At 35.7% G+C, this 26805-nt stretch carries 27 protein-coding genes and 1 riboswitch; of the genes, 17 read left to right on the top strand and 10 right to left on the bottom strand.

Translation table 11 applies throughout. From position 1 onward, the window contains the following. Positions 1–21 precede the first annotated feature (21 nt). Positions 22–738 carry an EcsC family protein gene (locus tag D8M05_RS15535; RefSeq protein WP_121133419.1) on the top strand — a complete coding sequence of 239 codons (717 nt, stop codon included), beginning with the start codon at positions 22–24 and terminating at the stop codon, positions 736–738. A 20-nt stretch (positions 739–758) separates the two neighbouring features. On the opposite strand, the gene D8M05_RS15530 is transcribed toward D8M05_RS15535, so the two are convergent. After that, positions 759–1352 (bottom strand): TetR/AcrR family transcriptional regulator, encoded by a 594-nt coding sequence (locus D8M05_RS15530; protein ID WP_121133417.1) that lies wholly within the window; start codon positions 1350–1352, stop codon positions 759–761. Positions 1353–1494: 142 nt separating this feature from the next. On the opposite strand from D8M05_RS15530, the gene D8M05_RS15525 reads away from it, so the two are divergent. From D8M05_RS15525 to D8M05_RS15500, 6 genes are all read left to right on the top strand, one after another. Continuing rightward, positions 1495–2406, top strand: a complete 912-nt coding sequence (locus D8M05_RS15525) for an ABC transporter ATP-binding protein (protein WP_121133415.1) — start codon at positions 1495–1497, stop codon at positions 2404–2406. Beyond that, entirely contained in the window at positions 2406–4007 is a 1602-nt protein-coding gene (locus tag D8M05_RS15520; protein ID WP_121133413.1) for an ABC transporter permease, read from the top strand. Before D8M05_RS15525 ends, D8M05_RS15520 begins: the two co-directional genes overlap by 1 nt. A gap of 78 nt (positions 4008–4085) precedes the next feature. Further along, positions 4086–4493, top strand: a complete 408-nt coding sequence (locus D8M05_RS15515; RefSeq protein ID WP_121133411.1) for a nucleotidyltransferase substrate binding protein — start codon at positions 4086–4088, stop codon at positions 4491–4493. A gap of 4 nt (positions 4494–4497) precedes the next feature. Continuing rightward, complete coding sequence (locus tag D8M05_RS15510; protein WP_121133409.1) at positions 4498–4818, top strand: nucleotidyltransferase domain-containing protein; 321 nt, start codon at positions 4498–4500, stop codon at positions 4816–4818. Between the two features lie 159 nt (positions 4819–4977). Then, the gene (locus D8M05_RS15505) at positions 4978–5784 is read left to right on the top strand and encodes a MerR family transcriptional regulator (protein WP_245985425.1); all 807 of its coding nucleotides are present in this window, start codon (positions 4978–4980) and stop codon (positions 5782–5784) included. 20 nt (positions 5785–5804) lie between these two features. Beyond that, positions 5805–7538, top strand: a complete 1734-nt coding sequence (locus tag D8M05_RS15500) for an ABC transporter ATP-binding protein (protein ID WP_121133405.1) — start codon at positions 5805–5807, stop codon at positions 7536–7538. Between the two features lie 91 nt (positions 7539–7629). On the opposite strand, the gene aroD is transcribed toward D8M05_RS15500, so the two are convergent. Both aroD and D8M05_RS15490 read right to left on the bottom strand, forming a co-directional pair. Continuing rightward, positions 7630–8397: a type I 3-dehydroquinate dehydratase gene (gene aroD, locus D8M05_RS15495; RefSeq protein ID WP_121133403.1), complete on the bottom strand. Its 768-nt coding sequence runs from the start codon at positions 8395–8397 to the stop codon at positions 7630–7632. 156 nt (positions 8398–8553) lie between these two features. Next, entirely contained in the window at positions 8554–10170 is a 1617-nt protein-coding gene (locus tag D8M05_RS15490) for a catalase (RefSeq protein ID WP_121133401.1), read from the bottom strand. A gap of 229 nt (positions 10171–10399) precedes the next feature. Between D8M05_RS15490 and yfkAB the strand changes: the two genes are divergently transcribed. From yfkAB to D8M05_RS15475, 3 genes are all read left to right on the top strand, one after another. Further along, positions 10400–11527, top strand: a complete 1128-nt coding sequence (yfkAB, locus tag D8M05_RS15485) for a radical SAM/CxCxxxxC motif protein YfkAB (RefSeq protein WP_121133399.1) — start codon at positions 10400–10402, stop codon at positions 11525–11527. An 18-nt stretch (positions 11528–11545) separates the two neighbouring features. Further along, positions 11546–12043, top strand: a complete 498-nt coding sequence (locus D8M05_RS15480; RefSeq protein ID WP_121133397.1) for an NUDIX hydrolase — start codon at positions 11546–11548, stop codon at positions 12041–12043. A gap of 512 nt (positions 12044–12555) precedes the next feature. Then, positions 12556–13656, top strand: a complete 1101-nt coding sequence (locus D8M05_RS15475; protein WP_121133396.1) for a mechanosensitive ion channel family protein — start codon at positions 12556–12558, stop codon at positions 13654–13656. A gap of 54 nt (positions 13657–13710) precedes the next feature. Here D8M05_RS15475 and D8M05_RS15470 read toward each other — a convergent pair whose 3' ends face one another. Beyond that, positions 13711–14196 carry a QueT transporter family protein gene (locus D8M05_RS15470; RefSeq protein WP_121133394.1) on the bottom strand — a complete coding sequence of 162 codons (486 nt, stop codon included), beginning with the start codon at positions 14194–14196 and terminating at the stop codon, positions 13711–13713. Between the two features lie 6 nt (positions 14197–14202). Then, positions 14203–14247, bottom strand: a riboswitch (PreQ1 riboswitch). Positions 14248–14442: 195 nt separating this feature from the next. On the opposite strand from D8M05_RS15470, the gene D8M05_RS15465 reads away from it, so the two are divergent. Continuing rightward, entirely contained in the window at positions 14443–15303 is an 861-nt protein-coding gene (locus D8M05_RS15465) for a VOC family protein (protein WP_121133392.1), read from the top strand. Positions 15304–15646: 343 nt separating this feature from the next. On the opposite strand, the gene D8M05_RS15460 is transcribed toward D8M05_RS15465, so the two are convergent. Then, positions 15647–16075: a winged helix DNA-binding protein gene (locus D8M05_RS15460; RefSeq protein WP_245985424.1), complete on the bottom strand. Its 429-nt coding sequence runs from the start codon at positions 16073–16075 to the stop codon at positions 15647–15649. Positions 16076–16212: 137 nt separating this feature from the next. On the opposite strand from D8M05_RS15460, the gene D8M05_RS15455 reads away from it, so the two are divergent. Together D8M05_RS15455 and D8M05_RS15450 are read left to right on the top strand one after the other, a co-directional pair. After that, positions 16213–16719 carry a CarD family transcriptional regulator gene (locus D8M05_RS15455; protein WP_342772271.1) on the top strand — a complete coding sequence of 169 codons (507 nt, stop codon included), beginning with the start codon at positions 16213–16215 and terminating at the stop codon, positions 16717–16719. Positions 16720–16920: 201 nt separating this feature from the next. After that, the gene (locus tag D8M05_RS15450) at positions 16921–17874 is read left to right on the top strand and encodes a calcium/sodium antiporter (RefSeq protein ID WP_121133388.1); all 954 of its coding nucleotides are present in this window, start codon (positions 16921–16923) and stop codon (positions 17872–17874) included. Positions 17875–17914: 40 nt separating this feature from the next. Here the strand turns inward: D8M05_RS15450 and D8M05_RS15445 are convergent, their stop codons facing one another. The 4 genes from D8M05_RS15445 to D8M05_RS15430 form a co-directional block, all read right to left on the bottom strand. Then, entirely contained in the window at positions 17915–18349 is a 435-nt protein-coding gene (locus tag D8M05_RS15445) for a MarR family winged helix-turn-helix transcriptional regulator (RefSeq protein WP_121133386.1), read from the bottom strand. Between the two features lie 97 nt (positions 18350–18446). Next, positions 18447–19223: an ABC transporter permease gene (locus tag D8M05_RS15440; RefSeq protein WP_121133384.1), complete on the bottom strand. Its 777-nt coding sequence runs from the start codon at positions 19221–19223 to the stop codon at positions 18447–18449. Further along, positions 19220–19951, bottom strand: coding sequence for an ABC transporter ATP-binding protein (locus tag D8M05_RS15435; protein ID WP_121133382.1), 732 nt, complete (start codon positions 19949–19951; stop codon positions 19220–19222). The genes D8M05_RS15440 and D8M05_RS15435 overlap by 4 nt, the downstream gene beginning before the upstream one ends. A 138-nt stretch (positions 19952–20089) precedes the next feature. Next, on the bottom strand, positions 20090–21667 hold the full coding sequence (locus D8M05_RS15430) for a Vga family ABC-F type ribosomal protection protein (RefSeq protein WP_121133380.1): 1578 nt from the start codon (positions 21665–21667) through the stop codon (positions 20090–20092). Between the two features lie 385 nt (positions 21668–22052). On the opposite strand from D8M05_RS15430, the gene D8M05_RS15425 reads away from it, so the two are divergent. From D8M05_RS15425 to D8M05_RS15410, 4 genes are all read left to right on the top strand, one after another. After that, the gene (locus D8M05_RS15425) at positions 22053–22385 is read left to right on the top strand and encodes a PadR family transcriptional regulator (RefSeq protein ID WP_121133378.1); all 333 of its coding nucleotides are present in this window, start codon (positions 22053–22055) and stop codon (positions 22383–22385) included. Further along, positions 22382–23014, top strand: coding sequence for an HAAS signaling domain-containing protein (locus tag D8M05_RS15420; protein ID WP_121133376.1), 633 nt, complete (start codon positions 22382–22384; stop codon positions 23012–23014). Before D8M05_RS15425 ends, D8M05_RS15420 begins: the two co-directional genes overlap by 4 nt. A gap of 82 nt (positions 23015–23096) precedes the next feature. Beyond that, positions 23097–24560, top strand: coding sequence for a DUF4153 domain-containing protein (locus D8M05_RS15415; RefSeq protein WP_121133374.1), 1464 nt, complete (start codon positions 23097–23099; stop codon positions 24558–24560). A gap of 21 nt (positions 24561–24581) precedes the next feature. Continuing rightward, positions 24582–25304: an undecaprenyl pyrophosphate synthase gene (locus tag D8M05_RS15410; RefSeq protein ID WP_245985422.1), complete on the top strand. Its 723-nt coding sequence runs from the start codon at positions 24582–24584 to the stop codon at positions 25302–25304. A gap of 1 nt (position 25305) precedes the next feature. On the opposite strand, the gene D8M05_RS15405 is transcribed toward D8M05_RS15410, so the two are convergent. Next, the gene (locus D8M05_RS15405) at positions 25306–25872 is read right to left on the bottom strand and encodes a hypothetical protein (protein WP_121133371.1); all 567 of its coding nucleotides are present in this window, start codon (positions 25870–25872) and stop codon (positions 25306–25308) included. Positions 25873–26805 lie beyond the last annotated feature (933 nt).

Genomic DNA, 26805 nt, shown 5'->3' with positions numbered 1-26805 from the left:
GATTGCTAAAAGGGTGATTAAATGAACGAATATGAAAGAAAAGTATATGATGAGGTGCAGGATTGGCGAATAAAAATAATGAAACAGTCAGGAACGTTAAACCGCTTCTCGAAAAAAGCGCAGAATAAGATAAATAGTTGGATTCCAGAAAAAGCTCATAAGATTGTGACTGACAGTATAAAGAATATGGTGAAGGCAACTTTGGTCGGTTCTAATCTAACGACAAAGCCAGCGATTGGAATGGAAATGAGCCTTTATGAGAAAGAGGAACGATTAAAGGAGAAGTTTGCGACCTATCGTAAAACAGCGGTTGTGGAGGGAGCAGGTACTGGTGCGGGGGGAATTCTGCTTGGCGCTGTGGATTTCCCCTTATTATTATCCATAAAAATAAAATTTCTATTTGAAGCAGCAGCTATTTATGGGTTTGATACAAACATATATGCAGAGCGCTTATTTATTCTCCATGTTTTTCAACTCGCTTTTTCTAGTGAAGAAAAGAGAAGAGAAACATTATATATTCTTGAACATTGGGAGGAACAAAAGGGAAAATTAACAGATATGGATTGGCGTGTTTTTCAGCAGGAGTACAGAGACCATATTGATTTAATTAAAATGTTTCAGTTAATCCCTGGGTTCGGTGCAATTGTTGGTGCCTACGCAAACCATAATTTGATGGACCAACTAGCAGAGACTACGATGAATGTGTATCGAATGCGGATTTTAGTGGATAAGGAATAGGGCCAGCGACTCGCTTGGCCCTATTCATCAACTGTGCTGTTTCCAACAATTCCATAAAAGAAAAGCTTTGAAATTTCTTCCGTATATGGTAGCATCATTCTTCCAACATCTTCTTTTCGGATATACTCTTGAAACATATGCAAATACATTAAAATTGCTTCGTTTGAAATTCCTGAATCAATATATCCTTGTTCCTTCCCATTATTAAATAACTTTATTAAACGAGGAAGTGCTTCCTTTTCGTATAAATCTTCTACATAGCTTCTCCCTGTTGAATAATCCTTCATAAAATCTAAGAAAAATGATTCGCTCATTTCATTTGCAAGGTCATTTTTTTCAAATATAAATTGTTTTATTTTATCAACAAAAGGAAGATCACTATCCAATAGTTTTCTTTGTTCTTCCCATATTTTATCTACATAATATTTTAAAACAATCTGAACCAAATTATCTTTACTTTCAAAATAATTATAGATGGTCACTTGTGAGACATTTGCTTTTTTAGCTATTTCAGCAACGGATACTTTTTGCATGCCATAATCTATAAATAAAGCGAGTGCTGCTTTTAAGATATCCTGCTTCTTTTGTTCTCTGCGACGCTCAAACCCGTCCATATCTTTCACCTCATTAGTAGTTTAATAAAAATTATGTAATAAAACAAATAAAATCGTTCATAACTATTGAGTAATAGAATGTTTTTGTATATTATGAACTTATAATATAAAAATATTTCATAATTGGAGGGGAGAATGAAATATGGTGGTTTTAAAAACTACGAACATAACAAAAAGTTTTGGGAAGTTTACTGCACTAGATGGGGTAAATATTGAAGTTAAAGAAGGCGAAATTTATGGATTTATTGGACCGAATGGTGCGGGGAAATCGACAACAATACGTATTCTACTTGGAATGCTAAAGGCAACAGAGGGAAGTGCCGAGATGTTTGGTATGGATGTCTGGGATGATGCAGTTGAAATCCATAAACGTATTGCTTATGTTCCAGGGGATGTAAATTTATGGCCAAACTTATCAGGCGGGGAAGTTATTGACCTTTTTATGAAGATGAATGGTCGAGTAAATAAAGCGAGAAAAGAGGCATTAATTAAGAAATTTGACTTTGACCCAACGAAGAAATGTAGAACCTATTCGAAGGGGAACAGGCAGAAGGTGGCTTTAATTGCTGCATTTGCACAGGAAGCAGACCTATATATTTTAGATGAGCCAACATCAGGACTTGACCCATTAATGGAAAATGTATTTCAGGAGTGTGTGTTAGAGGCTAAAAAGCTAGGAAAAAGTGTTCTACTTTCCAGTCATATTTTATCCGAGGTTGAGAAATTATGCGATCGAGTAGGGATTATTCGTGGGGGAAAGATGATTGAAACAGGTACTCTAAGCGAAATGCGTCACCTCACACGTACTAATTTTACGGTTAAAACGAAAGAGCCGATAACTGATTTAAATAAAATGAAAGGGATTTACAATTTGGAAGAAAAAAATGCGGAGCTTTCTTTTCAAGTGGATACAGAAGAAATCGATGCTATTATTCGCTATATCAGTGGTTTTGGCATTGTGAAATTAGAGAGTGCTCCACCAACACTAGAGGATTTGTTTATGCGTCATTACGAAGGAACAGCATCTGATTCTGGGTCTCAGGGGGAATTATAATGTTATTTAAAGGAACGCATAGCTTAACAAAGTTTATCTTTCGGCAGCGGCGTTTTAAAATCATTATTTGGTTATTGGGGTTAATTCTGGTTACTTTAGCTGCAGCCTCGGCATATCCAGAGATGTATAAAGGGGACGAAACAAGACAGGCATATGCTTTGACAATGGAAAATCCAGCAATGATTGCTATGCTTGGTGTGGGTTATGACTTAGAAGACTATTTATCCTCTGTTGGTACGTTATTTGCACATGAGATGTTGCTTTTTACAATTATTGCGGTAGCTATTATGAATATTTTACTTGTTGGGCGTTCCACTCGTGCAGATGAAGAGGATGGTCGAATTGAAATGATTCGTGCACTATCTGTTGGGCGCTTAGCATATACAAGTGCATCAATGATTGTTGTTGTTATAACCAATTTACTATTAGCTCTTTTAACGGGATTAGGTTTAGGTCTATTAGGAATAGAAGGGTTCGATTTTGAGAGCTCATTATTATATGGTTCCATCCTAGGTGTAAGTGGGCTATTGTTTGGTTCAATTACCGCTGTATTTGCACAACTTACTGAGACATCTAGAGGAACAACGATGTCATCCTTTGCAATTCTGATTGGTGCATATTTAATTCGTGCAATTGGGGATGTAAGTAATGAAATGTTATCCTATGTTTCACCACTTGGCTGGCTGAGTAGGACGGGTGTTTTTGCTGATAATAATTGGGGCCTTTTTTTACTAACATTAATTGTTGCTATTGTTATCTTACTGCTTTCCTTCTATTTAAATGCAATTCGTGACTTAGGAGTAGGATTTATTGCGGCAAGAAAAGGAAAAAGGCATGCAAATCCATTCTTACAAACAACATTTGGTCTTACTTTAAGATTAGGACGGACAAATATCGTTACATGGGCAATTGGAATGTTTGCGATGAGCCTTTCTTTTGGAGCGGTCTTAGGTGACCTAGAAGCATATTTTATTGAAATAGAGTTTATGCAAGCTTTTATCGAAGAAGAATCTGGCTACACAATGACAGAGCAATTTATTACATTATTGATGGCAATTATGTCACTAATTAGTGTGATTCCTGCAGTAATGACCGTGTTAAAGCTAAAAGGAGAAGAAAACAAGTTTCGTACAGAAAACTATTATAGTCGTGCTGTTTCACGTACAAATGTGTTAGGAAATCATTATTTCTTAGCTATTCTTGTATGTGTATTGATGCAGTCACTTGTTGCTTTAGGTCTATGGTCTGTTGGCCAGTCAATGATGGATGATGCGTTATCTTTCGGTACAACTTTTGCATCAGCATTTGTTTATCTACCTGCGATGTGGGTTGTTATTAGCCTTGCTACACTATTAGTCGGATCTTTGCCGAAATTAACAAGTTTTGTTTGGTTGTATGTTGTCTATTGTTTTATTGTTGTTTATCTAAGCGGAATACTGGATTTCCCTGAATGGTTGAATAATTTATCTGTCTTTGAACATGTTCCGCAAATTCCTGCTGAGGATATGAATTTCATGGTGATGATTGTATTAGGAATCGTTGCTATAGTAGTAACTGTTATTGGATTTATGGCTTATAATAGGCGGGATATTGCTGGATAAGCAGGGTGACAGGGACTAGCTAGTGTAGTAAGATAAACATAAATGAGAATCGGTTTAATGGAGTAGGGGGGTAAATTCATGTCTGACAGAAAAGTAATGCAGAGTCTAAATAACTTAGAGAAAGCATTGGGAAGGCTAGAAGAAGCGTTACAGGAAGATGATATGAATAGTCTGTATATTGATGGTACAATCCAGCGTTTCGAATTTACAATAGAACTATATTGGAAAACCCTGAAAAGGCTGTTGTTGATTGAAGGGATTCAAACAAAGACACCTAGAGAGACATTAAAACACGCTTTTGCTGCTGGCTGGTTAGAAAATGAGCAAGCTTGGCTACAAATGCTTCGAGATAGAAACGAAACCTCTCATGTATATGATGAAGAAATGGCTAGAAAAATATATGAAAATATTTCAAGTTATTTCCCTGAAATGCAAACCACATTCCAACGATTAAAGGAAAAATTTCTAGGGAATATGGGGGAATAATCAAATGATTGAGCAAAGGTTAATAGAGCAACTATTTAAGATTGGTCAAAGAATAGATACAATTGAAAAAATAGTCCTTTTTGGTTCAAGAGCAGTTGGTGATCATACGGAAAAGTCAGATATTGACTTGGCATTTGTTGCACCAAATATGACAAAAAGAGAATGGACAGAATTCACCTTTACTTTAGAAGAGGAATTGGATACGTTACTTTTTTTGGATATGATTAAGTATGAAGATGCTCAGGAGGAATTGAAAGAAGAGATTAGGAAAGACGGGAAAATACTTTATTCAGCAGAATCAACTTTCGATAAGAAAACTTCATAATAAGTAGTAAATAAAAACCAACATTCGATATACCTTTGTTGGTTTTTATTATGAATGTGATTAAAGTTAAGATAATTTATCAAATCCCTCTTGCACCTACAGTAACGTTAGGTTGTATGATTAGTGATAGAAACAAGCAGATCAAGGAGGATGAGAATAATGTTAATTGGAGAGTTTTCAAAAAGGACTGGAGTATCCATTCGAACACTGCATTACTATGATGAGAAAGGATTGTTAAAGCCAGAAAAGAATCCGATCTCTGGGCATCGGATTTACTCAGATAGGGATGTAATGAATTTGCATAAGATTATGACTCTAAAAGCTCTTGGCTATACATTAGAACAAATAAGTGAGATGATTCGTGAGTCAAGCTTTGATATGAGTTTAGTTGATTCATTACGAATGCAGCAGAAGAAACTAGAACAAGATAAAGAAGACATAGAAACGACACTCGTAACGATTAGAAGGACTATTTTATTAATTGAGGGTGAAAAAGAAGTTAATAGCAATATCTTGATGAGTCTGATTTCAAGTATGCAGACAGAAAAAGCACAACGCGAATGGGCGGAGCAATTTATGGAGAAAGACGTAGTAGAAAGTCTTTACGAAGTCTCTGAAGAGGAAAAAATGAAATGGGAAAAGGCAACATTGCAATTTTATAAAGAGATAAAAAGATTGGTAGGAAAACCAGCAAATGATGAAGAAGTGATGCATGTACTTAAAGAATATTTCACACTCATTTTGACATTCCTGGATGTAGCTAGTTTTGATGATATTACAAATATCTTTACAGGAATAGAAAGTATAGAGGACTTTAGTGATGAAGAACTAAGTAAATTAGAAGCGGAAGTGGAAAAATTTGTCCCCTCCCCATTAACGAAGGAAGAGCAAGAATGGTTGGATGAGGTTATGGCATATTATATAGAAAATCAAGCATTTGGTTTTCAAACGGATGAAAATGAGTAATAGAAGATAGGAGCAAAAAGATGAAGCAAAAACAAAATGGTCTCAAGCCATTTATAAGCTTAATTTTATCAACAAATATCCCGAAAGTAGCACTTACTTTTGGGTTGATTGGAAGTATTATTACGATGATTGTCGGACTTTCTATTCCGCTTCTTACTAGAGAGTTAGTGGATGGATTTTCTTTAGAAGCATTAAGCACTACTCTAGTCGTTGTTATCTTAGTAGTCTTGATCTTACAAGCAGTTGTAGATGGCGTGTCTACTTATTTACTAGCTGCAGTCGGGCAGAAGATAGTAGCACGATTGCGGGAAAAGATGTGGTTTAAGTTAATTAGGCTTCCAGTTAGTTATTTCGATAAACATGCTAGCGGTGAATCCGTTAGTCGTGTTGTAAATGATACGGGAATTGTAAAAGATTTAATATCACAGCATTTTCCGCAGTTTATTACTGGGTTAATTACGATTATCGGTGCGCTTGTTATCCTGTTCATTATGGACTGGAAGATGACATTGTTAATGTTAGTTGCAGTACCTGTTTCATTTATTGTTATGATGCCTTTAGGTGCGAAGATGGCGAAAGTATCAAAAGGAATGCAAGATGAAACAGCGGTATTTACTGGAGAAATACAACAAACATTAAGTGAAGCGCGTTTGATGAAATCTTCAACTGCTGAGAAAGTTGAAGAGAAAAAAGGAATGAAAGGCATTATAGAGTTGTATCGATACGGTTTAAAAGAAGCACGAATTTTTGCATTAATCGGGCCATTCATGTATACCATTATGATGCTCGTCATCGTCGCTATTATTGGTTACGGTGGAATACGTGTTGCGGAAGGTTCTATGTCTACTGGATCCCTAGTTGCATTCCTGCTTTATTTATTCCAAATCATTTTTCCAATTACATCTTTTGCTATGTTCTTTACGGAATTGCAAAAAGGTAAAGGTGCAACGGAACGTATTATTGAGATTATGGAAATATCAGATGAAGCGGGACAGGAAGGGATAGAAAAGGATATTGCGAACGAGACTGTGTTCGTGTCTAATCTCTCATTTTCCTACGATGAAAATGACCCTGTACTTGAAAATATATCCTTTGATGCGAAGCCTGGTGAAATGATCGCTTTTGCTGGTCCGAGTGGTGGAGGTAAAACGACGTTATTTGGGATGTTTGAGCGATATTATGAACCAATTGCAGGTGAAATTAGAATTGGTTCTACACCGATCAATGAATTGTCACTTGTGTCATGGCGTAGTCAAATTGGTTATGTCTCTCAAGAAAGTGCGATGATGGCAGGGACGATTCGTAGTAATCTGACATACGGATTAGCAGATGCTGAGGAAATAACAGATGAACAATTATGGAAAGTTGCAGAAATGGCTTATGCCGATAAGTTTATCAAATCATTTGCAAAAGGGTTGGATACAGAAGTTGGCGAGCGTGGCGTCAAGTTATCAGGTGGTCAGAGACAGAGGATCAATATTGCTCGTGCTTTCCTTAGAGATCCAAAGATTTTAATGCTTGATGAAGCAACAGCTAGTCTAGACAGTCAATCAGAACATGCTGTACAGGAAGCCTTATCAAGATTAATGGAAGGAAGAACAACCTTTGTCATTGCTCACAGATTATCCACAATTGTTGATGCAGATAAAATAATTTTCATCGAGAAAGGGCGAATAACTGGTATGGGAACCCATAAAGAATTAGTCGCATCCCATTCATTGTATCGTAACTTTGCAGAACAACAATTAACATAAGGCATTAAATCGTATAAGCACACAAGGATGGAACAAACGTTTGAAATGAGGACAGGAGTCCTGGTCAAACGTTTGTTTTTTATTTTTTATTTTATTGAAGGTTGTTGTGCAATAGATTTAGGGTATTCCTTAAATCTGCGACAGCAACTTGTCCTGGTGCTGAAGCGTGTTTTGCAGCTCCAAAGGTTAATGCTGAACCAAATACTTCACAAGCGATGCGGCTGATTACACCCTTACCAGACATGGACATCGTGATGATTGGTCGGTCAGCGTATAACTCCTTCATCTCTCTTGTTGCATCTAGTAATATAAGCACATCTTTCGTGTTTGTAGGCATAACTGCAATCTTTGGTATATCTCCACCAAGTTCTTGTGCTTTACGTAATCTAGATATAATTTCTCCCTTTGCTGGTGTTTTATCAAAATCGTGATTTGAGATAATGACAAAAACATTATTTTCGTGGGCTCTGTCAATTAGCTCTCTTATATGCTTCTCTTCATTAAATAGTTCCACATCAATGATATCTACTGCTTTTGTTTTTATTATTTCACTATTTAATTCTATGTAATCGGATGTTCTAATTGATTTTTCTCCACCTTCTTTGGCGCTACGAAAAGTAAAGATTAAAGGTGCATGTGGCAAAATCCCCCGTATTTCCTGAAGTGCTTCTTTAACCTTCGCTATCTCCTCAACATGTTCAAAAAAATCAACACGCCATTCTACAACATCAAAATCTAATGTTTTTAGCAGAGTTGCTTCTTCTTTTAGATGCTCAATTGTATGTCCGATCATTGGAATACAGACTTTTGGCATTCCTTCACCAATTGTAATCCCTCTTACTTTAATGGTTTCCATGATATTACTCCCTTCTCCATAGCCGAAAGTGACTTTGGGTTGAGTATATTTACTTTATCTTACCTTTTATTACATAGTAGATGAAGAGGGAATTACATAATAATCCTAAAAAACCTCGGCATTGCTAAATAGTAGCAACTACCGAGGGGGTTTAATCCTTTAATATGGCTCTGCGTCATGCCCTTTCTCAACAGCATCCTTAACTGCTTTCCCTGCATCCTTTGCTCCTAGTGGGTGCATTTCAGAGGCGAATTCTGTTTTCATATTGCCTTTTTCAGCTAATCCTTCACGTAAACGACGACCATATTCTTCGTCAGCTTCTTCTGCCAGTGCAATCATTTTATCTTGGAGTCGTTTGTCACAGGTTGAAAGGTCACCTACTAGATTATTAATTAACTCATCTTTTTCCCGTTGTTCAAAACGGCGATACGTCTCACCAGCCTGCTTCGTATTGTCATTACGATCAATCGATTCTCTAACAAGATTTCCTTCTACTTTAGGAGTATATTCTTTTCCTGTTTGTTCTGCCTCTTTCAATCCGCCAAGAATGGATGGTTCGTAATTGACATGTGGATTTTGCCCAGGGGCTTTATCGTTATGGTAACGTAATTGCCCGCCTTCTTGATTGGTTGCCACACGTTTTTTTGCAGCATTAATCGGAACTTGAAGGTAATTTCCACCTACCCGGTATCGTTGCGTATCTGAGTAAGAGAATGTTCTCCCCTGTAGCATTTTATCATCAGAGAAATCTAAACCATCTACAAGTACGCCAGTCCCAAAGGCTGATTGTTCTACTTCTGTAAAGTAATTCTCTGGGTTTTTATTTAAAACCATTTTTCCAACTGGTAGCCATGGAAATTTATCTTCTGGCCATAACTTTGTGTCATCAAGCGGGTCAAAGTCTAGTTCTGGATGTGGGCCATCCTCCATGATTTGAACAAACATTTCCCACTCAGGGTAGTCACCCTGTTCAATTGCTTCATATAAATCTTGTGTGGCATGGCTGAAATTTTTCGCTTGTATTTCTTCTGCTTCTTTTACGGTCAAGTTCTTAATTCCTTGTTTAGGTTCCCAATGGTATTTCACGAGAACTGCTTTTCCTTCTTTGTTTACCCATTTATACGTATTAACCCCAGAACCTTGCATCATACGATAATTTGCAGGAATTCCCCATGGAGAATAAATAAATGTTACCATATGAAACGATTCTGGTGAGTTAGCGCAAAAATCAAAGAACCGTTCAGAATCTTGAATATTCGTAACGGGATCAGGCCTGAAAGCATGAATCATATCAGGGAACTTCATTGCATCACGAATAAAGAATATTTTAATATTGTTTCCTACCAAATCCCAATTCCCGTCTTCTGTGTAAAACTTGACCGCAAAACCACGTGGGTCACGAACGGTTTCAGGCGAATGCAACCCATTAACCACTGTTGAAAAACGAACAAATACTGGTGTTTGTTTGCCCTTTTCCCCGAAAACCTTTGCTCTAGTATATTTTGAAATAGGCTCATCGCCTGCCATACCATAAGACTCGAAATATCCGTGTGCACCAGCACCGCGAGCGTGAACAATTCTTTCTGGAACTTTTTCTCGGTCAAAGTGACTTATCTTTTCAATAAAGTCGTAATTTTCAAGGGTAGCTGGACCTCGGTTTCCGATCGTTCTAATATTTTGGTTATTTGTTACAGGGTGACCTTGCCGAGTTGTTAACGTATCGTCATTTTCGATATTCGTTAAGTGCTCATTCTTATTTGTTGGTTCCTTTTCCATCAATAACCCCTCTTTTTCATATAGATTTTTAACAAATAAATAACAGTATCCATCGTTTCCTTAATGTTCCAAAATTAATCTAAAAAAGTGCTCAAATTTGAAATGATTTATAAAAAATTTGATGAAAAGAAGGTCAATGATTTAAATTGGCATATGTTGTTTCATATATACATAGTAAAAAAGGGGTGGTAAAATAAGGAATATGTAATAAGAGAGGGGAAATTTAGATATGTATACATCCGAGAAATACGAAACAATGACACCTTCTAAGGATCCTTGGGAAGCATATTTAGATGTTGAAGAATATGGAGAAATGACACTTTCAAATATAGAATTTACGACAACAACTATGTGTAATATGCGGTGTGCTCATTGTGCTGTTGGATACACATTGCAGAATCGTGATCCAGATGCACTTCCAATTGACTTGATAATAAAGCGACTAGATGAGATTCCGAAACTTCGTACATTAAGTATTACTGGCGGAGAACCGATGATGAATAAGAAATCTGTTAGAAACTATGTTGTTCCATTGCTTGAATACGCGCATAGCAGGGGAGTGAAAACACAAATAAATTCTAATCTGACATTACCATATGCTCGTTACGAAGAAATCATCCCATATCTTGATGTCCTACATATTTCTCATAATTGGGGAACAGCTGAGGAATTTGCTGAAACAGGTTTTGCACTAATGGAACGAAAACCAACATTAGAAAATCGCAAAAACTACTTTCATCAAATGGTGGAAAATGCGAAAGCCTTATCGATGGATGGTGTAATGGTATCAGCAGAAACGATGCTTAATAAAAAAACATTTCCATACCTTGAGCAAATTCATGACCATGTTAATGAAATGGGATGTGCGCGCCATGAGATTCACCCAATGTATCCAGTAGATTTTGCGAGTAACTTGGAAATTCTTAGTTTAGATGAAATGCGGGCAGCTATTAAACGATTATTAGATTACCGAAATGAAGAGATGTGGATGTTGTTTGGAACTTTACCTTTTTATGCTTGTAGTTCAAATAAAGATGATTTGGATTTACTTGAACGACTTTATAAGGAGAAAAATGTGTCTCTCAGAAATGATCCTGATGGAAGATCTCGTTTAAATGTGAATATATTTACAGGTGAAGTGATTGTTACAGATTTTGGTGATGATGAGCCTTCCTTGGGAAATATTCAATCAACGACATTACCAGAGGCATATTCACGTTGGATGGAGAGCAAAACTGCTAAAAGCTTGAACTGTCATTGTCCAGCAGTAAAATGCTTGGGGCCGAATATCTTAGTGAAAAATGCGTACTATCGAGGTGTGGATTTTAGTAAGAGGAAAGCCTCCCTTAGTCGTTAACTGTTAGGAGAAGTGTTCATGGAACGATGGGACCTATATGATATAAATCGGAAAAAGTTAGGAAGAACACATGAACGTGGAGTACAGTTGCCTCAAGGGAGTTATCATTTGGTAGTCCACGTCTGGATTCAAAATGATAAAGGAGAAATTCTGCTTTCAAGGCGCCATCCTGAAAAGCATTACGGCAACCTATGGGAATGTACAGGTGGTTCGGTATTAGCTGGAGAGAACAGTTTCGAAGGTGCACTTCGTGAAACGAAAGAAGAACTTGGACTGGAACTAGACCCATCGCTAGGAAAGTTTTTGTGTAGTGAAGTACGTGCAGATTTTCATTCAGATCAGTGGTTTTTTAAATCGAATGCAACGCTTGAGAACCTCTTCTTACAAAAAGAAGAAGTTATTGATGCTAAATGGGTGGATCGATTTACTTACGATAAAATGCTAGAAGATAATGAAATTGTGCCAACCCTACATTATCCATACCATCTTTTTAAGCGCCTATATACGGGTGATTAAGTAGTTTACTTTATCCGTCTTAAGTTTTAGTAGCCCTACATTCTAAGTAGGGTTTTTCTGTATGGAAATATCAGTCAGTAAGCCGAAGACGTAAGCGTATCCAGAATGTATGATTATATTGTAGAAATAATCATTAAGGAGATGTGTAACCATGCATTTGGGATATGATGTATATAAAGCTATTACCCGAGATCGTTTGGAGCAATTAAGTAAAGATAGCCTTTCAGGTAAGAGGTACACTAGAAATGTGAGACGCAGAATAAGAAAATATTTTAAATTTATTCAAGTAAATAAAATAAAATAAAGAAGTGTTGAATCCTCTTGCTGAGGATCCACATACATAGCAATAATGTGTTTAAGGTCGTTTCATGCTGGGAATAGAAAGAGTGGTACAACTGTTAAAAGTCTGCAAGGATTTTAAATGGAATACATGCATTTGGTGGCATCATTTGTTTACCTTTGATAAACTATAGCAGTTAATACTATATACTACACGGAGGTAATAGATTTATATGACTTGGGAATATTTCATATCAATAGATCATTTGATAGACCTTGGCATAGCGGTTGGTATTTTCCTGCTGTTTATGCTTTTCAGGAAACTCTTTACAAAATACGTTTTTTCTATTTTATTAAAACTTACGAGAAAAACCAAAATTGGCTTTCTTTCCAATATATTAGTAGCATTTGAAAAGCCTGTACAGTGGCTGTTTACGATTATCGGTTTATATGTAGCGATAAGGTATTATGGAATAAGTATCGGTTACAACATTCCTTCATTTGTTAGTAGCTTGATGAGTGTTTCCTTTGTCCTTCTCTTTACGTGGGGCTTAATGAGGCTTTCATCCTCAACTTCTGCCTTATTTAGAAAAATTAATGAGAAGACAGATATAAAAATTGACGAGATTCTCATCCCAATATTATCGAAAACGGTACAATTTGTTATTCTTGCAATTGCCTTAACCGTCGTTCTTCAGGAGTTTGGGTATAATATTGAAGCGTTTATAGCAGGTCTAGGGTTAGGTGGCCTAGCTATTTCATTAGCAGCCAAAGATGCCTTAGCTAACTTCCTTGGTGGTATTGTCATCATCTCAGAAAAACCATTTACAATTGGTGATTGGATATTGACACCTAGTGTAGAAGGAACGGTAGAGGATATTACATTTCGTACGACAAAGATTCGTACCTTTGCAGATGCACTTGTAGCAGTTCCAAACGCTCAATTAGCAAATGAGCCAATTACGAACTGGAGTAAGATGAACAAAAGACAGATTACATTTAATTTAGCATTGTCGTATGAGACTCCAAAAGAAAAGCTGCAAACCATTGTTCAAAAAATTGAAAGCCTGGTAAAAAATCATCCTGGAATTGATCCAGAAACGATTTTCGTTAAATTTGATACGTATAATGATAGTAGCTTAGATGTCTTTCTTTATTTCTTTACAAAGACGACTGCTTGGGGCGAATTCTTAGCAATAAAAGAAGAAATCAATTTTAAAATATTAGATATCGTAAAGGAAGAAGAAGCAGAATTCGCATTATCTGCAAGAAAATTATATGTGGAAAATGATACGTTAACTGATTCCAATAAATCGCTTAGGCAGGAATCATAAATAAAAAATGGAGCTGATTATTTCAGCTCCATTTGTGTTTTAACGTGTATCTACTTATATAAGTTTATCGAAAGAAACACGTTTATTTAAAGCATATACGATTGGAATTCCTACTGCTAGAACAACGATTTCACCTGCAGCTGTCGTTAACCATGAGAATAAAAATGGCAAATCAAGTGCTAAATAAAGTTCAAAGGCAATGATGAACATATTAAATGAAAAAATCATTGTATTGGCTACCAGTAGAACCATAATATTCTTTATATATTTTCCAAGTAAAATGATAAGTCCTAATGAAATTGCTGAGTGTGCTGTTCCAAAAATAACATCAAATAATACCATTGGTGAGAATAATAGATTAGCCATAAATACACCAACAACAATTCCAAAGAAAAACTTCTTGTTAAAAACAACAAGGTGATTAAACATTTCGGATATACGGAATTGAACATTCGTAAATCCAAATGGTGCAACAAGTCCTGATACAGCTACATAAAGCGCAGCTAACAAGGCGTTTACTACTAACGTTCTTGTCTTCATATTCATCTCTCCCTAGTTTTTTTTCGTGGGATGGTTACGAACCACGGGCTCTAAAAGGCCAAAGATTAGTATAGTATAAAAATGATGAAAAGAAAAGGATATTTTGGAATTGGGATACAGCGAAAAGTCATTGACAAGTACCTATATAAATCGTATACTTACATAAAGTAACTAACTAATAAATTGTAATATAATAGATAAAGAAAATAAATTAGTGAAATATAAGATAGAAAAGAGGTAATAAAAATGGAAAAGAAATTCTTTGAAAAACCAACGATTTACGTAGGTGACGTTAGTATCAATGTTACGAATTTGCAGAAGTCACTAACGTTTTACATTGATTTTATGGGATTTAAAGTGTTGGAACAACAAAATAACAGAGCAGTATTAACAGCGGATGGGAAAACAGCTTTATTAACATTAGAACAACCAGATGATGTAGCTCCTAAACAAGGCAGAACAACAGGTTTATATCATTTTGCTATTCTCCTGCCTACTCGCGGGGACCTTTCTGCATTTCTAAAACATTTGATACAAGCATCCGGAGGACAAATGCGTTTAGGTGCATCAGATCATTATGTAAGTGAAGCATTATATTTTGACGATCCAGATGGAAATGGAATTGAAATTGCACATGACAAACCTTCTTCTGAGTGGAATTGGTCTGATGGACAAGTAGATATGGCAACAGTGGCATTGGATGGAGATGGCCTTCTTGCAGAAACAAACGAGGAATGGAAGGGAATGCCAGAGGATACAGTAATGGGACATATCCATTTACATGTCGCTGACCTTAATAAGACAGAGGGATTCTACGTAAATGGTCTAGGGTTTAATGTTGTTACAAGATTCCCTGGTGCGCTTTTTACATCACATAATGGTTATCATCATCATATCGGATTAAATGTATGGAATGGGGAAAATGCACCAGCACCTACAGCAAATAGTGTAGGACTTAATTGGTTTACATTAATGTTTCCAGATGAAGAGACGAGAGCAAAAACAATTGATCAGTTAAAAGAAGTAGGCGCAAATGTTGTAAAGGAAAATGCCGATTATATAACACAGGATCCATCAGGAAATACGATATACCTTAAAGTTAATTAATATAAAAGAGGTTAGGGAAAAAGTATTTTGACTAATGTAAAGTTCGAACGATGCTTCAAATATTTCCAATACAATTTAAATTACGTCAGGTTTTATATGAACTGACTCCGAAGCAATCGAAAGTAACTAGATAAAGGCTCTCAAGTTCAAAAGGGAGCTCCTAAGTGAGCGAAAGTAACTAGATAAGGTCTCTCAAGTTCAAAACGGAGCTCCTAAGTAAGCAAAAGTAACTAGATAAAGGCTCTCAAGTTCAAAATGGAGTAGAACTTTTATTTGCCACTGTCCCTTTTTTTAACGTATGAGTTTCATCTACTTTAGGTATTGCCCTTTTTGCGTACAAAAACTATATTCCCCAATCCAATTTCAAAATATCTTTGAGAGCAATCAATTGACTAGGCCCAATTTTATTAGCTATTTTTCTCTCCAAATTTGCCTTTAGTAATTCATTTTTTTCATAGCATTCTTCGCCTAATTTAGTTAAACGAATAGATTTATTCTTTTTATTATTTTCCATATTATTGATTTCAACTAATCCTTTTGACTCCAGGTTTCTAATAAACTTATGGGTTGCTTGTCTAGAAATGTCCACTTGTTTGGAAACGTGTGCAATAGTAGGTTGCTTTTTATAAATTCTCGCTATAATAAACCACTCAGAATTTGATAAATAAATATCACTACTATCGTTCCATAATTTTTCTGTTATTTTTCGTAATTCTAGATGGCGCTCGCTTAATACATCAATTAAATCTAAGTTTTCTAATTCAGCATCCACTGGCTTCACTCCTAAATAATCCATTAGACAATTACTATACAAAAACCAACCAATTTCGTCAATTAGGTTGACGTTTTTCGGGAAAATGTAGTACAATAATATTGTAAACTAAGTTGACGACTTTGGAGTTGAGGCTAATGAGAATGTTTAATGTTGGAGATTTGGTTATATATTCTGTGCACGGTTTATGTGAAATCGATGATATAACGGATAAAACCTATGGCAACGTTACGAGAACTTATTATGTGATGCATCCGCTAGAGGATCCGAGACTAACAATAAATACACCAGTAGATAGTGATAAAGTAGTTATGCTAAATATGATGGAAAAGGAAGAAGCGGAAGAGATTTTACAATTGTTTAGGCAGCCAGGTATTAGTTGGATAGAGGATGCTAGGAATCGGAGCAAAAAGTATAATAGTCTCGTAAATACAGGAGATCGTAAGGAAATATCAAGAATCGTAAATACCTTAATGAGGAAAAATAATGAAGCTCACCAGAACAAAAAGAGACTATATGATCAGGATCGAACACTATTAGCCAATATACAAAAAATATTGTTTAAGGAATTAGCCATGTCCCTTAATATTTCTTATGAAGATATATCGGAACAAATTAATCGTTTGATCAAATATCGTGCGTGAAAATTACATACTTACCCCGTACTAATGTTAGAAGTGCCCAATTTCCAAATTTTTTTAAGAAAGGGGCATTTTTTTATTCCATTCTGATACCTTTCTCTAATTTGAAACGTATGAATACGAGTATCCATTATTTATGAGGAATTCTTAATGGAAATTTGGGAATGGATATACTATATTCTATTTTGAATTGGAGAAATGTCTATGACTTATATTTTGTTGATTATTGGTTTTGCATTATTAATTAAAGGGGCAGACTTCTTTGTTGACGGTGCCTCCAATATAGCGAGACTACTTCGTGTTCCGTCGATATTAATTGGTTTAACGATTGTAGCATTTGGAACAAGTTCCCCAGAAGCAACAGTAAGTATTATCGCAGCGTTGGAAGGAAATGCGGATGTATCATTAGGGAATATTGTTGGTAGTAATATTTTTAACCTAACACTTGTTGTTGGATTGGCGGCATTTATTTATCCGCTTAAGGTACAAACAGAAACGATTCGTAAGGAAATACCATTTACATTATTAGCAAGTGTAGCTTTGTTAATCCTTATGAGCGACGTTGCATTAGTTGGCTTCGGAGATAATCTTATCACCAGAAGTGATGGCTTTATCTTTCTATTGTTCTTTGCTGTTTTTATGTATTATGTCATAGAAGTTGCTTTGAAAAGTAGACATAGTTCTTCAGACGAATCGGTTCCTCGTAATGTGAAATGGGGAAAAAATGTACTCATAACCGTAATAGGTCTTGCCGGGATCATTATTGGTGGGGATATGGTAGTTACAAACGCGACGGAGATTGCTTATGCATTGGGTATGAGTGAGGCATTAGTTGGACTAACAATTATTGCTATTGGAACATCTCTACCAGAATTAGTAACTTCCATAACTGCAGCCCTAAAGAAAGAAAGTGAAATTGCACTAGGCAATATAGTGGGAAGTAATATATTTAATATTTTATTCGTTCTTGGTGCTTCATCAATTATTTCGCCACTTGCGGTTAATACGAAAATGTATATTGATATATATGTTATGATTATTCTAACGGTTGTATTGCTTATCTTCTCTAGAACAAATTATCGAATTGGGAAGAGAGAAGGCATGCTTTTAGCAATAGCTTATATCATCTATCTTGTGTATATCATTATACGAAATTAAAATAAAGAAACCTGCTGTTCCATATAAACAGCAGGTTTCTTTATTTTAGTTCTTCTCCCTTTTTGCCTATTCGTTTTAAAACATCGATTATAATTTCTTTTTCTTCAGTTGACACATCTTGAAAGATTTCTTCAATTACTTTTTGGTGTTTCGGAAAGATTTCATCCATTAGTTCTGTTCCTTTGTCTGTTAATTGGATGTAAACAACACGGCGATCATCTTTACAATCGCTTCGTTCCAGAAGTCCTTTGTTTTCCAATTTATCAATAACATAGGTAATTGAGCCTGTGCTAATGAGAACTGCTTCGGATATCTGCCTAATGGTTTGTCTTCCTTTGTGGTATAATGCTTCTAAAATGGTAAAATCTGAAGTTCGCATACCATGATTGCTAATATCTTTCTTAATAATTTCCTCAAGCGATTTATTTGCCTTCATTAAAACGACAAAAGCTTTCAATGCTAGATTCTCACTCATCGTAACACTTCCTTAAAGGATTATTTTATCATTATATTTAATTAAAATATACTTAATTAAATATAATGATACAAAATAGATGTAAAATTGTCAACTCCTAGTGGGAATTCAGTTCATCTTTTCTTCGTATCTTCAGCATCTGCATGCGTTCATTAAAGAGACTTGGGTACGATAGAAATCCAAGCATCGCACTCGTCACGACTGCAGCTGTTAAAAGGAGGAAGAGAATAAGTAACTGAAATTGTACTGCCTGAACAGGGTCAGCGCCAGCCATAATCTGTCCACTCATCATTCCTGGTAACTGCACAAGGCCAATTGTTTTTTGGCTTTCTATTGTCGGAATGGTACTTGCTTGAATCGAAGTAATTAGCTGTCGATGAATGGCTTGTTTCGGTGTTCCGCCTAGAGATAAAATAAGCTCTGTTTCATCTTGGTTTGCTTCTACCTCTGACGTAAAACGATTAAGGAAAAGGATAGAAAGTACCATCGAATTTCCAATCATCATCCCGCTAATCGGTATAATATATTGAGCTGTAGCAGGTGTTATATTGAATCCGAGTAAAATACCTTGAGTTAAAATTTCAACAAAAACATACGTTGCTACAAGCTTCCATGTAATTCCTTTAATAGAAGCTCCCTTTTTCCTGGCATTCTGTGTAGCGGCAATAATCATTAGCAAGATCATCAGTATGATATAAATGATATGTTCCGAGTCAAATACGAATTGAAGGATATAACCGACTGCTAACAACTGAATAATGGAACGAACGGTTGCACTTACGGTATCTTTTTCCAATCCTAAATGAAGTGTCTTTGATAATATAATCGGAATGAGAACGAATATTAAAGCTAGTGATAAAGTTAGATAACTCATTCCATATCCCCCCTAATGAATCGCTTCACTCTTTCATCGGTTGGATGATTTAATAATGAGCTTTCTCCAGTTTCAATTACTTCTCCAGCCATCATTACCCAAGTGTAATCACCGATAGTTAAAGCTTGTTCAAGGTTGTGGGTAATCCAAAGAATTGTCGTCCCATATTTCTTATTTACTTTTCCAATTAACTCCTCAATATCTTGCTGGGAGACGCGATCAAGGGAAGAAGTGATTTCATCTAGTAATAATACTTTTGGCTGGTTCACTAATGTACGAGCAATCGATACTTTTTGACGCTGTCCCCCAGATAAATCTTTCACATTTCGATGTAATAACTCCTCATCTAATCCAACATCATTCAACAGTTCTATTGCTCTTTCCTTGGCTAGTTGTTTCCCTTGTAATGAAAGTGGAAGGGAGAGATTTTTATATACACTGCCACTTATCATTGTAGCACTTTGTAACGCTATTCCAACTTTGCGTCGTAATTCCGTAGGGTCATACGTTTCAATAGCCTTTTCCTTTATAATAATTTCTCCAGAATCAGGAGAGATTAGCCCATTACATAATCGGAATAATGTCGTTTTACCCGCACCAGATGGTCCCACTAATGTTGTAATTCTACCTTCTGGGAATGAGCCTGTGATATTTTTTAAGATAGGTACCCCTCTGTCTGAGAAGTTTACATTACTAAGTTCAATAATTGGATTATATGTGATGGTCATTATAGTTCCTTTCTAAGCGTAATTGTAACGACATTATCTATTATCTTTTATTGTATAGTTGGTTTCTAGAAATATGCATTATAATAGAGGATGTTAAAAAAATTGGTTGAACACCTACTAGTGGAAAAAAACGGCAGACTACTTTCTGCCGTTTTTGATTTCCCTCTTTTTTCTTAGTAGGTTTTGGAATTCTTGATCTAATTCCTCTGTTGGTTCGATGCTTAGTTTACTGAGTACTTCTGATATTTTTGTTTCTAATAGAAGTAACTGTTCTTCTTTGGCGTTAGGTGCTGTTTTTGGCTCCTGTTTTTTAAATGCTTGATAGCTTCCTGCAAAGAATGTTATTTCTTGGTTCTCGATTGAGACGATTTTGGTAGCGACCGTTTCAATAAATCTTCTATCATGAGAAACAAATAGTACCGTACCTTTATAGTCTGTTAAGAGTTCCTCTAGCGCTTCGAGTGCTCCAATATCAAGATAGTTCGTTGGTTCATCAAGGATTAATGTATTGATGTCACTGACAAATAATTTAGCAAAAGCAACCTTTACTCGTTCGCCACCGCTAAGAATGTGGACTTTCTTATAAACATCATCCCGATAGAAATGAAGTCTAGCAAGAACGGTGCGAATTAATGTTTCATCCTGATTCGAAGTCGAGCGGACGTTTTCTAAAATTGACTTCGTTTTTTCCAGTACATCTAAATTTTGACTGAAATACCCTGTTTTTACGGAAGGGGAGATAGAAATACCACTTTCTTCAGTGACTATTTTTCTTATCAAAGTAGTTTTTCCAACACCATTGTTACCAATGATTGCTACCTTGTCTCCACCTTTTATTGAAAAGCGTGCAGGTTCCCAAAGTGTGCGCTGACCAACTTTTCCTCGTATATCCTCAATCCTTAATATGGTTCTTCCTGTAAAAGCTTCTTCATTGGGAAGCTGCATTTTAATTGCAGGATTTTCCCTTATTTTTTCCACCTTATCTAGCTTTTCTAAGCGTGTTTCGATTGCTTTTTTTGCTTTTTGTAATTTCTTTTGTTTTTTGGCAAAATAGGGTTTTGCTCCTGTGATCTTTGCTTCAGACGCACTTACTTTCTTTGGCTTTTTGGTTGCCCTTTGTGCTTTTTGTTCCTTTAACTCTAGTGCATTCTCCAGTTGTTTTTTCTTTTGAATGTATTGTTCGTAGGCGTTTTCTTGTTGTTTTCTTTTTATATCCTTTTGCGTTACGTAATCGGTATAGTTCCCTTTATATTCATTCATTTTCCCATCTTCAATTTCCCAAATTTGCGTACAAATCGTATCCAAGAAGGCACGGTCATGGGAAACAATTACAAGTGCACCAGGGAATTTTAATAATTGCTTTTCTAGTTTCTCGATATGGGCTGTGTCAAGATTTGTTGTCGGTTCATCGGCCAGTAGGATTTCCGCTTTCTTCGCGAGTGAAAGATTAATGTATTCCTGCGTTACTTCGCCACCACTCATAACACTATCTGTCCTTTTCAATTGGGGAATTAATTCCCTTGTTGCTTCTGTTAAAATCGTTCCTTCTGTAGGTTGTCGTCTATTAGCAAGTAATTCTAATAATGTTGTTTTTCCACTGCCATTTCGTCCGACAAGGCCAATTCGGTCTTTATTGTTAATCTTGAGGGTTTCTACCTCAAATAATAATCGATCTTTTATTTCATATTTTAAATTGATTGCTTCTAGTAACATCATACAATCATCTCCGTTTCTTTTATTGGAGACACAAATGCCTCCTTTTCTTTATACAGAATAGGAGGCATAGGTGTAGGCAGATAGAGACCACGTCTATTGGTGAATATACAAACCAATCCTATTCTGAAAAATTCAGGATAAAAGCCATACTGAAAAAAGCAGGATTTTCTGCTAAATAGAATGCCTTTATTCTGAATGATCTCGAAAAATAGGATTAGTTTTTCATTGTTACAATGTTCACCCTTCCGTTTGTAGTTAGTCTTATTATATGCGATGGAATGCTCTAATGTCTAATCAAACTCACGTGTTTTTAGAAATTCCTCTTTACACGGTCCTATAAATTTTATATAGTATAGATACCTAATAATTCTAGGTAGGTGATGATATGTTTAACCGGGAATTGGTGAAAGGAAGTACTTCCCTTTTAGTATTGCAGTTATTAAATGAACGGGACATGTATGGTTACGAGCTTGTGAAAGAAATGGATCGGCGAAGTGAACATCATATGCAAATGAAAGAAGGCACCTTATATCCAGCTCTCCACAAGATGGAGAAACAAGGATATATTGAAAGTTACAAGCAAGAGCAAGTTAAAGGGCCAGCGCGTAAATATTACCGAATCACTTTAGAGGGAAAAGAAATTCTAGAGGAGAAGACGAATGAGTGGCTTAGGTATGTTCAGGTGATGAACAATTTGATTGGGAGAAATGAATCATGATTGAGCCAAAACAAAGGTTCATTCAAGAATTAGATAAAGCAATTGGGAAGCATCCACAGAAAGTAGAAATCTTGGAAGAGTACGAGGTGCATATCTATGATCTGCTTCAAGAATTCACTGAAAAAGATGGATCTACATATGAGCAATTAATTTCGAGGCTTGGTAGTCCAGAGGAAATAGCAAAAGTCTGGCAAGAAGAAAAGACAATTACGCCGAGAAAAACACAGTGGTTATTTGTTATTATAAATACTGCGATTTTTGCTGGCGGGATATTTCTAACGTTTATATATAATGTTTTTCAGTGGGAATGGGCAGAGCAGTTGTGGGAAGGTTTGACGGATATTCCATCCATTATCATCTTTGTGTATATTCTATTTTGGGCTTTGTTAGGTTATGAAATTGGAAAAGAGTTTGGCGAAAGGGGGTATAAGTTGTTAAAGCGGACATTCTGGCTATCCATTGTACCTAATCTTTTACTAATGTACTTGGTTATTTTTAAATTAATACCACATGAATGGTTTCAGCCACTTCTAAGTGTTCCTTTTATTATCGTTTGTATTGTGTTTACGGGTCTTTTGTATCCAATAACGTGGATTGGATACCGGTGGGGACGGAAGATTTCTATATGAAGCGTTCGTGCCCATATTTTTTACATATATATACATAGGTATACTATGTAACTAGAATAACTTTGTAAGGTGGGGTTTTTTCATGGATTTGAAGATGGAGAAAAGGAATTGGAGCTTTTTCATTGCTTGCTTGGGATTAGCTATATTAGCAGAATTAAGTTTTTTTCACGGTAGAGTAGGGATCTCGTATCCGATATTTATTAGTGCTTTTTATATAGTAGTGTTTCTTAAATATAAATTTGCATTTCAACACAGGAGAATTGGTGTACTGCTTATGTTGGTCATTTGGATATTAGCGGGGAATTATGTAATTTATGATAGTGGCTTTTTTTATGTACTTAATGCATTGGTTATTCCTTTTCTTGTTTACTTTCATATTGTGCTGATTACAAGTCCGAATCAGCTTAGTTGGGCTTCAAGGGAATTTGTTGTTGTTCTAAAAGCGAAAGGCAGTGAAGGGGTTAAATATAGTATTTCTTTTTGTAAATGGGTATTCAAGAAGATCTTTCGCAATATGAATGAACAAACAGAATATGCGTTGAAACGTATTCTGATTGGTTTGGTGATCGGGGGACCGTTATTACTCATTATAATCGGTCTATTAATGTCAGCGGATGCTGTCTTTGAAGAATTTGTTTTACATTTCCCTCGCTTTATTACGCAGTTTAATTTTTGGGATGGGCTTATTCGAACAGCATTAGTTGTTGTGATCACACTACTGTTCTTCGGCATATTTCAGGTTCTATCTACAGCGTCTAAACTAGAAAAACGATTGTCTACCTCCATTGATAAAAAGAAGCGTTGGGATAGTTTAACTGTGCTTACAATCTTAGTTATGCTTAATGCGGTTTATGTATTGTTCGCAGTAATACAATTTCAATATTTCTTTCATGACGGGTTACAAGAGGGATATACGTACGCAACGTATGCAAGGAGGGGATTCTTTGAACTGCTATTTGTTACTTTATTGAATTGGTCTATCTTGTTATCTTGTTTACGATTGGTAGAATCCCCTTCGAAGGTCATGAAAGTTACGATGAAGATAATGTATTCCATTCTTATTGTTGTAAGTGGTATTATGCTAGCTTCAGCATATCAGCGCTTAAGTATGTATGAAGCGGCATATGGCTATACGTTAGACCGATTACTTGCACATGCGGTGATGATTTTTCTTATTGTAATTTTTGCATATACGTTGATCCATGTTTGGGTTGAAAGCATCGCGTTATTACATTTTTACCTCATTGCAGGGTTGATTTTTTATACAGCATTAAATGTAGTAAATATAGAACGAATTATTGTTGATGGGAATTTGGAACGATTTAAGGAGACAGAAAAGATAGATCTCTATTACTTGAATTCCTTATCGTATACAGGGGTAGATGGGCTAATTGAGTTGTATGAAATAGACCCTAACTATCCGGAATTGGAATATATGCTTGTTAATCGAAAGTACGAGGTATTAAATCGTTCAGATGAAACATGGCAATCCTTTAATTTTACGAAGGAGCGGGTTATAGAGGATTTGGAGGAATTAGATTTATAAGGAAATATCGGTAAAACAAATGTGGAACAGGAAGAAGGAGGGACAACGCTTTTGAGTCTTCCGAAACATGTAGCGATCATTATGGATGGTAATGGAAGATGGGGAGAAAAGAGAGGGCTTAGTCGTAGTGAGGGGCATTTTGCTGGAGTGCAGGCGATGGAAAAGATAATAGATGCTTGCTTTGATATGAATATTAAGATTCTTACCTTATATGCTTTCTCATCAGAGAATTGGAACCGTCCAAAAGATGAAGTAAATTATTTGATGTATCTACCGATTAAGTTCTTTAAACAAAAATTACCCATTTTTATGGAAAAGAATATAAAAATTTTGGCCACGGGGAATATTGAAGGGCTTCCCAAGGCTACAAAGCGTGCAGTGGTTAAAGCTGTAGAGGAGACGAAAGGGAATAATGGCTTAATTGTTAACTTTGCTTTAAATTATGGAGGACGAATGGAAATTCTTCAGGCGTGTCAAAAAGTTATAAAGGAAATTCAGGATAAAAAGATAGAAGTGGATCAGGTAGATGAATCTTTGTTTCAACGTTTCTTATATACGACTGGGTTACCTGACCCGGATATTATTATTCGAACTGGAGGAGAACAAAGGATAAGTAATTTCTTATTATGGCAATCCGCTAGATCAGAGTTACATTTTATAGAATGTTATTTCCCTGATTTTGATAAAAAGTCACTTGCTAAAGTAATATATGACTATGATCTAAAGCACACTCATTATGCATAAGCTAGCCCTGGATGATAGAGGTATTGAAGAAAAATTGATTTTCAACGCTAAAAATATCAGCAAGGTCACCTTGATACTCCAGTTGAAATGTATCCACCTCATGAAAGTCATGAGGTGTCACAAAGGATAGGGCTTTATCAAATTGAACTACATTTCCTTTATTTAATACAGTTGCAACAAATTCAGAACAGAAGAAAGCGTGTTTTCTATCCATCCTTTTGTTAAAGGTTAAGAAAAACAAACCTAAAAGATTGTATCGATAGAGGTGTTTTTGTGCCTCTATCTTTTTAATGTAATCTAGCATGTAGCGAATTTGTTCATCTGTTGCTGTACAACTATAAATTGCCCCTCTTGCATGTGTGAATAGTCCATCTCTAATGTCTTCTCTCACAAATCCCCCAATAAAGGGATTGTGTGGTTGCTTCCTTCCAAAGCTGTATACCTCTGTAAAGTACGGGTCGAAGGAAATAGATGCATGGTTATAGGGTTTCTTTGTATATAATTTTATCATTCTAGTAAATAATGTTCCTGTATCAGATAGAAGGATATATATCTTTCTTTCTCCCATAAAAAAATCCCCCTTTGTATATAGTACGTTATATTGCTATTCATAGTTTCATATTTATAGTTTTTCTTTATATTACCCTATCCCTGTGACTTATATAAGGCCCTCTGAGAAATATTTAAGTCTAAGACTTGAGGCTTATGTGGGATTTTACTGCTAATAACGTCAGTGAATGAATCTTTTGTGAGGAGTAGGTTACGGTAAAAGAGAAAATAATGGTTAACTAGTTTAAAGTATTAATAGTTCGTTATCTATTATTACTACATATACGAGTATTATAAAAGAAGTACTATTAAGATGGGAAGAAACAATTAATGGGAATATCAAAAAGCCTGTTGAGGAGTAACTTAAGTAATAGATAGAAAGACAGTACGAAAACCTTGTTTGAAGTTGTTTGCTTACTTATTTATTAATCACTTTAAAATTTGTGTTGACTTTTTAGATATTCTAGAGTAATATTTAATTCGCTGCTTAAAAAGGCTTTTCTCTTATGTTTTAAACCTTTTTAAGAGGAATAAAAAAAGTGTTGACTTTTCATTTGAAAGTTGATATGATATAAAAGTTGTCGCTAGAAGACAGCAAAACAATTTGTTAACACTAATTAAAAAAAGATGTTGACAGCAACGATTGAAAATGATATAGTGATAAAGTTGCTTTTTGCAAAAGTAACATGAAATTGCTCTTTGAAAACTGAACAAAACAACCAGTATGATTTAAGGAAAGGTGAGAGCGTTCGTTTTACGACGTACGAACTGGACTGAGCCAAAGGAGATAAAGGAAACACGACGACTGTAAGGAGTCGATGTTGACTTATTGTACGGAGGTGAAGGAAGTTTCGCTAGTCGTTGAACGCTCGAACTAGACAATTATACAAAAGAAACGCTAGTTTCTTTCTATAGAAGGTAACACTTCTAAAAGCTAAGACTCGTCTGATTG

This window comes from Oceanobacillus bengalensis, from assembly GCF_003628445.1.
GTDB lineage: Bacteria > Bacillota > Bacilli > Bacillales > Amphibacillaceae > Oceanobacillus > Oceanobacillus bengalensis.
Note: the sequence above shows the minus strand (reverse complement) of the source record. Positions and strands in the feature narration are given on the sequence as shown.

Bases quoted from the DNA above. Each gene is read 5' to 3' on its own strand.
- D8M05_RS15535 (WP_121133419.1), top strand. From the start codon at position 22: ATGAACGAATATGAAAGAAAAGTATATGATGAGGTGCAGGATTGGCGA.
- D8M05_RS15530 (WP_121133417.1), bottom strand. From the start codon at position 1,352: ATGGACGGGTTTGAGCGTCGCAGAGAACAAAAGAAGCAGGATATCTTA.
- D8M05_RS15525 (WP_121133415.1), top strand. From the start codon at position 1,495: ATGGTGGTTTTAAAAACTACGAACATAACAAAAAGTTTTGGGAAGTTT.
- D8M05_RS15520 (WP_121133413.1), top strand. From the start codon at position 2,406: ATGTTATTTAAAGGAACGCATAGCTTAACAAAGTTTATCTTTCGGCAG.
- D8M05_RS15515 (WP_121133411.1), top strand. From the start codon at position 4,086: ATGTCTGACAGAAAAGTAATGCAGAGTCTAAATAACTTAGAGAAAGCA.
- D8M05_RS15510 (WP_121133409.1), top strand. From the start codon at position 4,498: ATGATTGAGCAAAGGTTAATAGAGCAACTATTTAAGATTGGTCAAAGA.
- D8M05_RS15505 (WP_245985425.1), top strand. From the start codon at position 4,978: ATGTTAATTGGAGAGTTTTCAAAAAGGACTGGAGTATCCATTCGAACA.
- D8M05_RS15500 (WP_121133405.1), top strand. From the start codon at position 5,805: ATGAAGCAAAAACAAAATGGTCTCAAGCCATTTATAAGCTTAATTTTA.
- D8M05_RS15490 (WP_121133401.1), bottom strand. From the start codon at position 10,170: ATGGAAAAGGAACCAACAAATAAGAATGAGCACTTAACGAATATCGAA.
- yfkAB (WP_121133399.1), top strand. From the start codon at position 10,400: ATGTATACATCCGAGAAATACGAAACAATGACACCTTCTAAGGATCCT.
- D8M05_RS15480 (WP_121133397.1), top strand. From the start codon at position 11,546: ATGGAACGATGGGACCTATATGATATAAATCGGAAAAAGTTAGGAAGA.
- D8M05_RS15475 (WP_121133396.1), top strand. From the start codon at position 12,556: ATGACTTGGGAATATTTCATATCAATAGATCATTTGATAGACCTTGGC.
- D8M05_RS15470 (WP_121133394.1), bottom strand. From the start codon at position 14,196: ATGAAGACAAGAACGTTAGTAGTAAACGCCTTGTTAGCTGCGCTTTAT.
- D8M05_RS15465 (WP_121133392.1), top strand. From the start codon at position 14,443: ATGGAAAAGAAATTCTTTGAAAAACCAACGATTTACGTAGGTGACGTT.
- D8M05_RS15455 (WP_342772271.1), top strand. From the start codon at position 16,213: ATGAGAATGTTTAATGTTGGAGATTTGGTTATATATTCTGTGCACGGT.
- D8M05_RS15450 (WP_121133388.1), top strand. From the start codon at position 16,921: ATGACTTATATTTTGTTGATTATTGGTTTTGCATTATTAATTAAAGGG.
- D8M05_RS15445 (WP_121133386.1), bottom strand. From the start codon at position 18,349: ATGAGTGAGAATCTAGCATTGAAAGCTTTTGTCGTTTTAATGAAGGCA.
- D8M05_RS15440 (WP_121133384.1), bottom strand. From the start codon at position 19,223: ATGAGTTATCTAACTTTATCACTAGCTTTAATATTCGTTCTCATTCCG.
- D8M05_RS15435 (WP_121133382.1), bottom strand. From the start codon at position 19,951: ATGACCATCACATATAATCCAATTATTGAACTTAGTAATGTAAACTTC.
- D8M05_RS15430 (WP_121133380.1), bottom strand. From the start codon at position 21,667: ATGATGTTACTAGAAGCAATCAATTTAAAATATGAAATAAAAGATCGA.
- D8M05_RS15425 (WP_121133378.1), top strand. From the start codon at position 22,053: ATGTTTAACCGGGAATTGGTGAAAGGAAGTACTTCCCTTTTAGTATTG.
- D8M05_RS15420 (WP_121133376.1), top strand. From the start codon at position 22,382: ATGATTGAGCCAAAACAAAGGTTCATTCAAGAATTAGATAAAGCAATT.
- D8M05_RS15415 (WP_121133374.1), top strand. From the start codon at position 23,097: ATGGATTTGAAGATGGAGAAAAGGAATTGGAGCTTTTTCATTGCTTGC.
- D8M05_RS15405 (WP_121133371.1), bottom strand. From the start codon at position 25,872: ATGGGAGAAAGAAAGATATATATCCTTCTATCTGATACAGGAACATTA.